The 12,288-nt window shown below is 66.2% G+C and carries 12 protein-coding genes and 1 pseudogene; 7 read left to right on the plus strand and 6 right to left on the minus strand.

The window, feature by feature from the left end:
• Window positions 1–17: 17 nt before the first annotated feature.
• The 4 genes from FBY33_RS07760 to FBY33_RS07775 form a co-directional block, all read right to left on the minus strand.
• Window positions 18–1,202 carry an acetyl-CoA acetyltransferase gene (locus FBY33_RS07760; protein ID WP_142030070.1) on the minus strand — a complete coding sequence of 395 codons (1,185 nt, stop codon included), beginning with the start codon at window positions 1,200–1,202 and terminating at the stop codon, window positions 18–20.
• Window positions 1,199–1,888, minus strand: a complete 690-nt coding sequence (locus tag FBY33_RS07765; protein WP_142030071.1) for a CoA transferase subunit B — start codon at window positions 1,886–1,888, stop codon at window positions 1,199–1,201. Before FBY33_RS07765 ends, FBY33_RS07760 begins: the two co-directional genes overlap by 4 nt.
• Window positions 1,889–1,952: 64 nt before the next feature.
• A complete protein-coding gene (locus FBY33_RS07770; protein ID WP_235010482.1) occupies window positions 1,953–3,374 on the minus strand; it encodes a short-chain fatty acid transporter in 1,422 nt (473 codons plus the stop codon).
• Window positions 3,375–3,421: 47 nt separating this feature from the next.
• Window positions 3,422–4,138, minus strand: a complete 717-nt coding sequence (locus FBY33_RS07775; protein WP_142030072.1) for a CoA transferase subunit A — start codon at window positions 4,136–4,138, stop codon at window positions 3,422–3,424.
• A 164-nt stretch (window positions 4,139–4,302) separates the two neighbouring features.
• On the opposite strand from FBY33_RS07775, the gene FBY33_RS07780 reads away from it, so the two are divergent.
• Window positions 4,303–5,097: an IclR family transcriptional regulator gene (locus FBY33_RS07780; protein WP_142030073.1), complete on the plus strand. Its 795-nt coding sequence runs from the start codon at window positions 4,303–4,305 to the stop codon at window positions 5,095–5,097.
• Between the two features lie 101 nt (window positions 5,098–5,198).
• Here the strand turns inward: FBY33_RS07780 and nadE are convergent, their stop codons facing one another.
• Window positions 5,199–6,053 carry an ammonia-dependent NAD(+) synthetase gene (gene nadE / locus FBY33_RS07785; RefSeq protein ID WP_142030074.1) on the minus strand — a complete coding sequence of 285 codons (855 nt, stop codon included), beginning with the start codon at window positions 6,051–6,053 and terminating at the stop codon, window positions 5,199–5,201.
• A 76-nt stretch (window positions 6,054–6,129) separates the two neighbouring features.
• Between nadE and FBY33_RS07790 the strand changes: the two are divergent.
• The 5 genes and pseudogenes from FBY33_RS07790 to FBY33_RS07805 all read left to right on the plus strand — a co-directional run.
• Window positions 6,130–7,377, plus strand: a pseudogene (locus FBY33_RS07790) (FAD-dependent oxidoreductase); the annotation flags it as partial.
• A gap of 48 nt (window positions 7,378–7,425) precedes the next feature.
• Complete coding sequence (pyrE, locus tag FBY33_RS20485) at window positions 7,426–8,010, plus strand: orotate phosphoribosyltransferase (protein WP_200830576.1); 585 nt, start codon at window positions 7,426–7,428, stop codon at window positions 8,008–8,010.
• Between the two features lie 139 nt (window positions 8,011–8,149).
• Window positions 8,150–8,896 (plus strand): GAF and ANTAR domain-containing protein, encoded by a 747-nt coding sequence (locus tag FBY33_RS07795; protein ID WP_235010483.1) that lies wholly within the window; start codon window positions 8,150–8,152, stop codon window positions 8,894–8,896.
• Window positions 8,897–8,978: 82 nt separating this feature from the next.
• Complete coding sequence (locus tag FBY33_RS07800) at window positions 8,979–9,596, plus strand: hypothetical protein (RefSeq protein WP_142030077.1); 618 nt, start codon at window positions 8,979–8,981, stop codon at window positions 9,594–9,596.
• Window positions 9,597–9,665: 69 nt separating this feature from the next.
• Window positions 9,666–10,706 carry a thioesterase domain-containing protein gene (locus tag FBY33_RS07805; protein WP_142030078.1) on the plus strand — a complete coding sequence of 347 codons (1,041 nt, stop codon included), beginning with the start codon at window positions 9,666–9,668 and terminating at the stop codon, window positions 10,704–10,706.
• Here the strand turns inward: FBY33_RS07805 and FBY33_RS07810 are convergent.
• Window positions 10,703–11,551 (minus strand): HAD-IIA family hydrolase, encoded by an 849-nt coding sequence (locus tag FBY33_RS07810; protein WP_142030079.1) that lies wholly within the window; start codon window positions 11,549–11,551, stop codon window positions 10,703–10,705. The two genes, FBY33_RS07805 and FBY33_RS07810, sit on opposite strands and share 4 nt — an antisense overlap.
• A 40-nt stretch (window positions 11,552–11,591) precedes the next feature.
• Here FBY33_RS07810 and FBY33_RS07815 point away from each other — a divergent pair, with 40 nt between their 5' ends.
• Window positions 11,592–12,266: a TrmH family RNA methyltransferase gene (locus tag FBY33_RS07815; RefSeq protein ID WP_142030080.1), complete on the plus strand. Its 675-nt coding sequence runs from the start codon at window positions 11,592–11,594 to the stop codon at window positions 12,264–12,266.
• Window positions 12,267–12,288 lie beyond the last annotated feature (22 nt).

The following is a 12,288-nucleotide window of genomic DNA, read 5'->3' on the forward strand; positions in this document are numbered from 1 at the left end:
GACCCCACCGCAGGATGCTAAACGGCCTCGAGGATGCTGACGTAGTTGGCGATGCCCACGCCACCCATGTTCTGCACCGCAGCGCGGCGCGGAGCGGCCAGCTGCATGGCGCCCGCAGTGCCCGTGAGCTGCATCGCGGCGATGACATGCTGTGAGACGCCGGTAGCACCCACGGGGTGGCCCTTGGCTTTCAGGCCGCCAGAGACGTTAATGGGCAGCTTGCCGTCCTTGAAGACCCAGCCTTCCTTTACGGCGCGGGAGCCCTGGCCGGGTTCGGTCAGGCCCATGGCCTCGTACATGAGCAGTTCGGCGATGGTGAAGCAGTCGTGCACCTCGGCGAAGTCCAGGTCTTCCAGCCCCAGGCCGGCCATCGCCAGGGCACGCTGCCAGGAGGCGCGGGTGGCGGCGAAGGCGGTGGGGTCGCGGCGCTCGGTGGGGAAGAAGTCGTTGGCCTGGCCGAAGCCGGCCAGCCGCACCGGATCCGTGGCGCCACCGGTAGGTGAAACGGACAGCACGACGGCGGCTGCTCCGTCGGAGACAGGGGAACAGTCCGTACGGCGCAGGGGATCGGCCACCACCGGGTTCTTGTCCGAGACGGTCTGGCAGAACTCCTCGCCGAGGTCCTTGCGGAGCTGGGCGTACGGGTTGTCCATGCCGTTGCGGTGGTTCTTCGCCGCGATCGTGCCCAGCACATCGGAAACCGGCCCGTAGCGCTTCTCATAGTGCTTTGCCACCTCGGCGAAGAGGCCGGTGAAACCGGTGGTGGAGGGCTTGCCGGCCATGTCGTAATCCGCCCCGAGCAGCGCGGCCCCCACGACGTCGGCACCGGCGTGGGTCATCTTCTCGGCGCCGATCACCAGGACACTCCTGGCAGTTCCTGCCAGCAGTGATTTGGCGCCCTGCTGGAAGGCAGCGGAACCGGAGGCGCAGGCATTCTCGACGCGGGTGGACGGGACGTTGGCCAGGTCGGGGGAAACCTGCAGGGCCAGGGAGGAGGGAAACGCCAGCGGCATCATTCCGGAGTTGAACTGTCCCACGTAGATTTCGTCGATCTGGCCCGGTTCAATGCCCGCGCTGCTGATGGCGTCCGTGGCCACCTGGACAATGAGGGATTCCAGGGTCTCGTCGGTCAGCTTGCCGAACTTGCTGTGGCCCCAGCCGGTGAGCAGGACATCCTTGCCGAACTGATTCTTGAGGCTCATGCTGTGGCTCCTTCAAAGGTGGGGGTTGAGTCGAGGGAGGGGGCGACGTCGAATGCGGCTTCGGTCTTCTCCCGGATCTCCGCCACGGTGACCCCCGGTGCCAGCCGGGTCAGCATGAGCTGCCGCCCGCCGTCGCCCGTCTTTTCGAGGTCAAAGACCGCAAGGTCGCTGATGATCCGGTCCACGCAGCTGAGCCCGGTCAGCGGGAGGGTGCATTCGCGGACGATCTTGGCGGTTCCGTCCTTGGCGTTGTGTTCCGTGAGGACCACCACGCGCGGGGTCCCGGCCACGAGGTCCATTGCCCCACCCATGCCTTTGACCATCTTCCCGGGGATGGTCCAGTTGGCAAGGTCCCCGCTGCCGGAAACCTGCATGGCCCCCAGGATCGCAACCTTGACGTGCCCGCCACGGATCATCCCGAAGGAGGTGGCGGAGTCGAAGATGCTGCCGCCGGGCAGTACCGTCACGGTCTGCTTGCCGGCATTGATGAGGTCGGCATCCTCCTCGCCCTCGTACGGAAACGGACCCATGCCCAGCAGGCCGTTCTCGCTCTGCAGGACCACCCGCACGCCGTCGGGCAGGTTGTTGGCCACCAGCGTGGGGATGCCGATCCCCAGGTTCACGTAGTCGCCGTCGTTCAATTCTTCGGCCGCGATCGCAGCCATTTCATCCCTGGTCCATCCCATGGGGTTCTCCTTTAGTGGTCTTGGCTTAATCAGTTGGGTATTACCGGTGGCACGAACTCAAACGTCATCCCAGCAGCCAGGCGAGCAGCAGCACCACCGGGAGGTGGAACAGGAACTGCTGGAACGTGAAGCCCACCAGGTCCCTGGCGCGCAGGCCCAGGACGGCCAGCAGCGGCAGCATGAAGAACGGGTTGATGAGGTTGGGCAGGGCCTCGGCCATGTTGTAGATCTGCACGGTCCAGCCCAGGTTCATGTTCACGTCGGTGGCTGACTGCATGACGTACGGCGCCTCCACCAGCCACTTTCCGCCGCCGGAGGGCACGAACATGCCAAGGAGCGCCGTGTAGATGGCAATGATGACCGCGAACGCCCCGTTGCCGCCGATGCTTGTGAAGAAGTGTGCCAGGTGCTCTGAGACCGAGAGTCCGCCCGCGCCGGTGGCCTTGGTCAGGATGGCCGCCATCGCGGCATAGAGCGGGAACTGGACCAAAATGCCTGCGGTGGCGGGTACGGCCTTGGTCACGGACTGGAGGAACTTGCGCGGGGTTCCGTGCAGCACCAGCCCCAGCATCAGGAAGACCAGCAGGTACCCGTTCAGTGAGCTGACCACGCTCAGGATGGGCAGGGTCAGCAGCTGGGATACGAGCCAGCCCAGGGTCAGCACTCCGGCCAGGATGGGCAGGACCCTGCTGTATTCGAGCCATTCCCCGGGCCGGGACTTTTCGGCTGGCGGCTCGGGCTGGTCATCAAGGTCGACGCCGAGATCGGCGGCCGTCTTGACGGCGCCTCCGGTCGGGGCGGAGAAGTGGGCGATGACGGTGGTCAGCAGCATCAGGATGACCAGGGTCAGCAGGGACTGCCAAGTGAAGATGGTGGTGCCGAAGTCCAGGACGCCGGTGATTTTCAGCAGCGCCGGCGGAATCGAGGCCTTTGTCGCCTGGAGCTGGGCCGCCGAGGAGGACATGCCCAACGCCCAGACTGCGCCTAGGCCCATGAAGGCCGCTGCACCGAGGGCCCGGTAATCGACGTGCAGGTCCCCCCGCCGGGCCACGGCACGAGCCAGGAGCCCGCCGAAGATCAGGCTCAGACCCCAGTTCACGAATGACACTGACATGGACATCACGGCCACGAAGCTGACAGCGGCCCGTGCGGAGGTCGGAACCTGCGCCAGCCGGTCAATCAGGCGGGCCACGGGCGGCGAGGTTGCCACAACGTAGCCGGTCAGCACCACCATTGCCATCTGCAGGGTGAAGGCGGTGAGGTCCCAGAACCCGTTGCCGAAGGAATCCACCACGGCCTTGGGTGAAGCGCCGATGGCGAGGGCTGCGATGGCCACCAGCAGCACGCCTGCCAGGGCAAAGATGTAGGCATCCGGGAACCACTTCTGCGTCCACCCGGCCAGCTTTTCAGCCATCCGGGCCAAGCCCTTCTGGCGGACATCCTGGTCGTTCAGCTGCATGCTGGTCATGACGGTGTTTCTCTCCATTGAGTGATGTTTTTCCCTGTGTAGGCGGGTCGGCGTGGGGGTTGCGGTCAGGCGGAGACCAGGCCGGCGCGCTGGCGGACAGTCCGCTGCTCGATGTCCTTGATCCGGTCGGTGGCCCGCACCAGCCGCTGGACAAAGACGCCGGGGGTCACAATGTGGTCAGGGTCCAGGTGGCCGGGCTCCACGATCACTTCCGCCTCGGCGATGGTCAGTTTCCCGGCCGTGGCCACCACCGGGTTGAAATTCCGGGCCGTGTAGCGGTAGATGAGGTTGCCGTCCGTGTCCGCGGTGTGGGCATGGACCAGCGCGACGTCGGCCCTGATGGCGCGCTCCTGGACGTACGTTTCGCCGTCGAACACCTCGTGCGGCTTGCCATCGGCAACCAGGGTGCCCACGCCGGTCTTGGTGTAGAAAGCCGGAATGCCGGCGCCGCCGGCGCGAAGCCGCTCAGCCAGGGTGCCCTGGGGGGTGAATTCCACCTCCAGCCTGCCGGCGAGGTACTGCTCGGCGAACAGCTTGTTCTCACCGACATAGGACGCAATGACTTTGCGGACCTGGCCTCCCTCGATCAGGATGCCCAGCCCTTTGCCGTCCACGCCCATGTTGTTGGACACCACGGTAAGGTCCCGGACGCCGGAATCACGGACAGCTTCAATCAGGTCGGCAGGAATGCCGCTCAGGCCAAATCCTCCTACGGCGAGGGTCATGCCGTCCTGCAGGGCCCCTTCCAGGGCGCCGGCGGCAGAAGCCTGGAGTTTCTTCATGTCGTCTCCTCGTCGAGCACGGCGGTGTCCACTAAGTGGATACCGGGGATCTGAATTTGGAGACTACGGGCGCCTCACCGTACCTGTCAAGGATCGGAGATGGCCCATTTACAGTGTGGACAGTACGATTGCAGCTATCCATATTGTGGACACAAGGAGGGCTTATGGCGACCATGCCAGTGCAGGGCGCGCAGGTGGTCACGCGGATCGCAGGGCTGATGAGGCTGGTGGGCCGGAGCGCGGAGGGGATGCCGCTGGTGGACCTCGTGCGGGAGTCGGGCCTTACCCGTCCCACGGTCCACCGGCTCCTGACATCCCTTGCCGCGGAAGGCCTGCTGGACCATGACCCCGTCACGGGCAACTGGGTGCTGGGCCCGGAAATCCTGCTCATGGGCTCGGTCGCTTCGGCGCGGTTCCCCATGGAGGACATCGCCCGGCCCAGCCTCCGGCGGCTGGCCCAGGCCACCGGCGAGAGCGCCTTCTTCTCCATCCGCCGCGGCGCCGGGACGGTCTGCCTGCTGCGTGAGGAGGGAAGCTTTCCGGTCCGCTCCTTCGTCCTGCATGAGGGGGTCCGGTTCCCGCTGGGGGTCGCATCGGCCGGGACGGCCATCATGGCCTTCCTTCCGGAAAGCGAGCAGGAGGAGTTGCTGGGCCGCTGGGGCGAACACGCAGGCGAGTTCGCCGCCAACCACACGCCCGGACTGGTACGGGAGAACCTGGCCCGCACCCGGCTGGCCGGCTATTCGGTGAACCCCGGGCTGGTCCTGGAGGGAAGCTGGGGGATGGGTGCGGCGGTGTTCGACCGCTCCGGGAGACCTGCCTGGGCGTTGTCGTTGACGGGCATTGAGCCGCGCTTCAAGCCGGAACGGCAGGAGGAACTGGGCGGCCTCCTGATGGCGGAGGCGCACCGGATCACGCAGCAGCTTGGCGGGGGCCGCGGTGGCCGGCGCGCCCCCTGAGTCTCCACGGCAAAGGCGGGGAACGACGACGGCGGGCGGCACCTGTTGCGGTGCCGCCCGCCGTCGTGCTCCCCGAAGTTGGGGAAGGTGAGCGAGGCTGCCTAGAGTCCGGCGCGGGGCTCCTCCGGGCCCTCGTGCTTCCACCAGGTGTCGAAGATGGTGACCGGCACGGTGCGCTTATGGCGGGTCCGGAGGTATTTCTGCTCGATCGATTCTGCAACCGCGTCCGGAACCTCCCGGCCTTCGAGGTAGTCGTCGATCTGGTCGTAGCTGAGGCCCAGCTCGTCCTCGTCCGTGCGGCCGGGCCGGTCATCGAGCAGGTCGGCGGTGGGCACTTTTTCCCAGACGCGGGCGGGCGCTCCCAGCTCAGCCAGCAGGGCGCGGTTCTGCCGCTTGTTGAGGCCGAAGAGGGGCAGGATGTCCGCGCCGCCGTCGCCGTACTTGGTGAAGAAGCCGGTGACGGACTCGGCGCCATGGTCGGTGCCGAGCACCAGGTAGTTGAATTCGCCGGCCAACGCATATTGGGCGATCATGCGGGTGCGTGCCTTGGTGTTGCCTTTGTGGAAGTCGGAGATCTCCGAGCCCGCGGTCTTTTCGAACTCGTCTTCAAAACCGTCCACTGCAGCGGAGATGTTGAACGTCCATTCCGTCTTGGCCTTGATGAAGTCCAATGCTGCCTGGGCGTCTTCCTCGTCATGCTGCACGCCGTACGGCAGGCGGACGGCCACGAAATTGGCGTCCACGCCTTCGGCCTCAAGCTCATCCACCGCCAGCTGTGCCAGCTTTCCGGCCAGGGAGGAGTCCAGGCCGCCGGAGATGCCCAGGACAAAGCCCTTGGTGTGGGTTGCCTTCAGGTATTCCTTGAGGAACGTGACGCGTTTGCGCACCTCCCCTGCGGGATCGATCCGGGGCTGAACGCCCATTTCTTCAATGATCTTGGCCTGGAGTTCGCGCATGTGGTCCAGCCTAGCCAGCGCAGTCAACAACCCTCAACTGTTCCGGGCGGCCCGTCCGGGGGCGTAGCGTAAACGCATGGAGCGGACAGGGTGTGCCGTGGTGGGCGGGGGCCCAGCGGGAATGATGCTGGGGCTTTTGCTGGCGCGGGCCGGGGTGCACGTGACGGTCCTGGAGAAGCACCGCGACTTCCTGCGCGATTTCCGCGGCGACACGGTGCATGCCTCCACCATCCGCCTGATCGACGAACTCGGCCTGGGCACCGGGTTCCGCAGCCTGCCGCAAAGCCGGCTGACCAGCGTGGCCGTCCCGGTCCCGGGGGCCGGGCTGGTCACCCTGGCAGCCTTCGACTCCTTGAAGCCCCCGTACAACTACGTGGCCATGATGCCCCAATGGGACTTCCTGGATTTCCTCGCCTCCGCTGCCGCTGGGGAACCGACATTTACGCTCCTCATGGAGAGCGGGGCCACCGGCCTGGAGTTCGACGGCGGCCGGGTCACCGGCGTGCGCTACCGCGACGCCGGCGGGGCCGAACGCGTCCTCCACGCAGAGGTGGTGGTGGCCGCGGACGGCCGGCATTCAGTGCTGCGCCAAGCGGCGGGAATGCGCACCAGGGAGTTTCCAGTGCCGTTCGACACCTGGTGGTTCAGGCTCCCGCGCCACGCTTCCGAGCAGGGCGAAGTGGCCGGTGTGGTGCCGTCACTGGGCGACCGGGACGCCATGATTGCCCTCAACCGCACCGATTACTATCAGCTGGGGTATCTCGCTCCCAAGGGCTCGGACGCCAGGATCAGGGCCGGCGGCGTGGAACGGTTCCGGCAGCGCGTGGCGGCACTTCGTCCGGACCTCGCCGACCGCGTTGATTCGATCCGCAGCCTGGATGACCTGCATTGGCTGGACGTAAAACTGAACCGCCTGCGGCGCTGGTACACCGACGGTTTCCTGTGCATCGGGGACGCCGCCCATGCAATGTCACCGGCCGGGGGAGTGGGCATCAACCTGGCCATCCAGGACGCCGTGGCCGCCGCGGAACGGCTTGCACCCGACCTGCGCCGGGGCCAGGTGCGGACCCGGACCCTTGCCGCGATCCAGCGCCGCCGCAGCATGCCCACGGTCATGGTCCAAACCGTGCAGCGGATCATGCACCGGGTAGTGTTTGTTCCGCTCTTCGCCGGCAGATTGTCGAGTGGGGTCCTGGCCCGCGATCGTGCCCGCAACGGGTTCTCCATCCAGCGGCTGGCCTTCTTCATCCTGCGCCACAACCCGGTGGTTAAGCGTGTCCTGCCGCGCGTCATCGCCTTCGGGCCGCGCCCCGAGCATGCACCGGGCTTTGCCCGCCCGCTCACCGTCGGCCCACCCACTAAACTTGAGCCCATGACTTCGCCCACTGACACTGCGGTCGACACCGCAGCTGCCCGCGCCCGCCTGCTCGAACTCATCAAGGAACTCGCCGTGGTCCGCGGCAAGGTGATCCTCTCGAGCGGAGCCGAGGCTGACTACTACATCGACCTGCGCCGCATCACCCTGCACCACGAGGCGTCCAAGCTGGTGGGCCAGGTAATGCTTGCACTGGCGGACGACGCCGGGATCGACTTTGAGTGCGCGGGCGGACTGACCATGGGCGCCGACCCCGTGGGCACTGCCGTGATGCATGCTGCCGCTGATGCCGGCAGGGCCGTTGATGCGTTCGTGGTCCGCAAGGCCCAGAAGTCCTACGGCATGGGCCGCCAGGTGGAGGGCCCCTCGGTCGAGGGCCGCAAGGTCCTGGTCCTGGAGGACACCTCCACAACCGGCGGGTCGGCGCTGACCGCAGTGGAAGGCGTCCGGAAAGCCGGCGGCAACGTCGTGGCGGTGGCCGTGATCGTGGACCGGGATACCGGTGCCAAGGAAAAAATCGAAGCCGAAACAGGCGTGCCGTACCTGTTCGCGTTCGGCAAGGACGAACTGGGACTGGCTTAAACCTGCAGGGCCCCCGGGCAGGAGTCCGGGGGCCGCAAGCGGCTGGCAGTTGGCTGGGCTGTTGGCGCTGTTTTATGATATGCGTTAACACTTTTCAGTTGCTTGGAGACCACCCATTTTGCTCCCCCCACAACAGCCTTTGAGCGCCACCGACCAGGTCCAGAACCTCATCCTGGAAAGCGCCGACTTCGAGGACTTCCTCAACGAACTGGCCCGTTTCTCCGCCCACCAGATGGCCGGCGAGGGAGACGACGCCCTGTGCGGGATCACCCTGCTCCGCGACCGCAAGGCCGCCACCATCGGCTGGAGCAGCGACTCGGCCCGGGAAGTGGACGAAATCCAATACTCACTGTCCCAAGGTCCCTGCCTGACCGCGGCGGAAGAGGAACGCGAAGTCCACGTTCCCGACCTCCTGCAGGAGAACCGGTGGGGCCCCGATTACGCCACAGCCGTGGCGTCCCACGGGCTGCGTTCGGTGCTCTCCCTCCCGTTCACCCTGCAGGGCGAGGCCAAGGCGGCCTTGAACCTCTATTCCGATGTTCCCCGTAAATTCGAGGGGAACGCCGCGGCAAGGGCCCGCGACTTCACACGGGAGATTTCACAGGCCCTGCGCCTTGCCGTCCGGTTCTCACTGCACGCGGACAGCGCGTCGAACCTGCGTGCCACACTGGAGTCCCGCACCATCATCGACATCGCCATTGGCATCGTCATGGCACAGAACCGCTGCAGCCAGGAAACGGCCGTCCAGATCCTCACCGAGGCGTCCAGCAACAGCAATACCAAGCTTCGTGACATCGCGAAGTCCATCGTCGATTCGGTGGGCGGTGCCGGTGCCCGGACGCACTACGAGGAACCGGGCAAAGTAAGCCACGGCGCCCGCCGATAAAGGACGGGTTGTGCCGGGACTCCCGTGACGGTTACGCTTGCGGAGGTTGAGCCGTCGGCCATAGACCTCTTTTGGAGTACCTATGGATCGAGCATTAGACGCAGTTGTCAACTTTGACGTCCCCGCAGACGTCGTCCGGATCGAAGTCCGGGGGAGCCTGAATTGTGGTTCCCGTCCCCACCTGGTGCACATCATCCGCCGTGTCCGGCGAATGGGCATCCGCTGCCACATCTGCGTCGACCTGTCGCAGGCCGGGCTTGTGGAGTCCTCCGCCTTGTCCGGACTGCGCAGTGACCTGAATGTGCTGGACGCCAACACCCTGGCCGGTGGCGGCGCCGGGGTTTCCCTCCAGCTGACACCCGTTGCACGGACCGCTTCCCTGGGCGGTCCCTCCGGTGACCAGCGGCTGCCCATGGACGATGACATCCGGGAACTGTTCCCTGGCGGCCGCTTCGCCGGAGAGTATCCGCACCTGCCCGTCATGTGGATCGAGGAGCTGTACGGCCGGCCACTCACGGAATACTCGAACGACGAGCTCCTTGCAGCCAGTGACGCGCTCTTCGCGCTGCTTGACAGTCCGCAGACCCAGGACAGTGCGGACCTGCTGGGCCGCTATAACGACATCGGCCTGGAGATCCACCGCCGCCAGCAGGAACCGTCGTCCCCCCTCCCGGCCACGGAAGGCCAGGCGGCCAGCTGACCCCTGCGTTACCCAAGGGTTGCACCCGCCCGTTGCGGAGGCACGTTTGGGTGGGCTTACGGTAGGAGTGTGCCGTATGAGGGGGAGGTCAATCCGCAGAGCCGGCGTGGGGTATCCGGTACCCGGCTCCTGTCGGAGGCGGCTGCCCTTAAACGCTTCTCACGCCGCACGTTCCTTGCCGGCGCGGGGGCATCGGGGCTGCTCGCTGCCGACATGCTGTTGACCCGGGAGGTCCAGTCCCAGCGGCGCACCACCAGGATCCTCAGCGTTGCGGACGACTTTGCCGACGCCTACTACCCGGATGCCAGCTGGTTCCTGTTCCCGGGGTACAAGACCAGCTGGGAAGAGGCCCAGTGGATCCTCAACACCATGCGCGGGGCGCTGAACAAGCGCGCCCGGCTCGCCGCCGTCGGGTATTCCAACCTGGGGCTGAACATCACCGAGGTGGTCAACGCGATCACCGACTACATCACCGCTGAGAAGATCATCAAGCTGTTCTTCTACGGGCACAGCTTTGGCGGCATGCTCGCCACCCAGGTGGCCGCCCGGCTGCTTGCCCTGAGGGGAGTCCAGGTGCAGTTCATCCTGCTGGACTCCAGTCCCTACAGCGCCCACGACGTCCTGGACCAGAGCTGGTTCGACGGCGTGGTGTTCCTTTACGAGCGCGGCGTCAGGTTTCCGTCCACGCTGCGCGGGGGGTATGAGCTGGGGGAGCGCATCATCCACAAGGACGAACGGAGCTGGCGCCAGATCCTGGACCAGACGCTGGAGCAGCTGTCCCCGATCGCGCCGTCGAACGTGCTGGTCCAGACCGAGTCCGCCTACATCTACCACTTCGAGGGAAGCCAGTTCGCCGGGAAGCTGGGGACCGCAAAGATGGCCTACCTCGGCAACCCCAAGGACAAAACCGTCGATTATGAAACCGCAGCGGAAACCTGGGCGGTGGTGTTCAAGGACAACATGGTCTCAAGCAACCTGCAGACCACCGGTGCCGCCCCTGCCCACGCCAGCCCCGGCTGGAATCCGCAGATCTACCGGCCCCTGGTGACGGAGCTCCTGGACGGGTTCTTCCCCCTGCCCCGGGGCGGAACCCGGGTGAGCATCTTCTAGATCTGGTTCTTCAGGTCCGCCACCGAGTTCAGCACCTGGTTGGGCCGGAATGGATAGGCGGCGATGTCGTCCTTGTGCGTGATGCCGCTGAGGACCAGGACGGTGTGCAGGCCCGCCTCCATGCCGGCGATGATATCCGTGTCCATGCGGTCACCGATCATGGCGGTGGTCTCGGAATGCGCGTCGATCTGGTTCATGGCGGAACGGAACATCATGGGGTTCGGTTTGCCCACAATGTACGGCTCACGGCCGGTGGCCTTGGTGATCAGGGCCGCGATGGCGCCGGTGGCGGGCATGGGGCCATCCTTGGACGGGCCCGTGGCGTCCGGGTTGGTGGCGATGAACCGGGCCCCCGCCAGGATCAGTCGGATGGCCATGGTGATCGCCTCAAAGGAGTAGGTACGCGTCTCGCCGAGCACCACGAAGTCCGGGTTCTGGTCGGTGAGGATGAAGCCTGCCTCGTGCAGCGCCGTCGTAAGCCCCGCCTCGCCGATCGTATAGGCGCGGTTCCCGGATTCCGCGCCGCCTGCTGACACCTGGTCCTTCAGGAACTGGGCCGTGGCCAGCGCCGAGGTCCAGATGTTCTCCTCCGGGATCTCCAGGCCCGAGGACCGCAGCCGGGCGGCCAGGTCACGCGGGGTGAAGATGGAGTTGTTGGTCAGCACCAGGAAGCGCTTGGACGTATCCACCCACCGCTGGATCAGCTCTGCGGCGCCGGGGATGGGCTGGTTCTCGTGGACCAGGACGCCGTCCATGTCCGTCAGCCAGCACTCAATCTCCTGGCCGCTGCGGTAAACCGCGGGGTTTCCTGCTACCTGGTCTTCTTCTGCCACAACTACCTCCACCGGTGATGAATGCTCCAGTGGTCCAGTCTAGTGTTGAGGGGTGAACCAGACGCCCGGCCTGCCAGACGAACCCCGCCACGAGCCCGGGGAGGCCGAACCCGCAAAGGCGGAGGTCGGCGTCGGGCCCTGGGAAGGGGAACTGCCCCAAGGCGACCACTGGGATCCCGACCTCCTGGCCGACGGCGACCGCCGCAATGTCCTGGACAAGTACCGCTACTGGAAGCACGAGGCGATCGTGGCGGAACTCGACTCCCGGCGGCACAACTTCCACGTGGCCATCGAGAACTGGCAGCACGACCTGAACATCGGCACGGTGGTGCGCACCGCCAACGCCTTCCTCGCCAAAGAGGTGCACATCATTGGCCGGCGGCGGTGGAACCGGCGCGGCGCCATGGTCACCGACCGTTACCAGCACGTCCGCCACCACCCCACCGTGGAGGACTTCGTCCAGTGGGCGCAGGGGGAGGGGCTGGCCATCATCGGCATCGACATCTTCCCGGATTCGGTCCCGCTGGAGACGTACGAGCTGCCGCGCGACTGCGTGCTGGTATTCGGGCAGGAAGGCCCAGGGCTGACTCCGGAAGTCCACCAGGCCGCCGCCGCCACCCTGTCCATCGAGCAGTTCGGCTCCACCCGCTCCATCAACGCGGCCTCCGCGGCCGCCATCGCCATGCACGCCTGGATCCGCCGGCACGTGTTCAACCAGCACGTCTGAGTGTTACTGCGCGGTGACCCGA

The organism is Arthrobacter sp. SLBN-112 (assembly GCF_006715225.1).
Classification (GTDB): domain Bacteria; phylum Actinomycetota; class Actinomycetes; order Actinomycetales; family Micrococcaceae; genus Arthrobacter.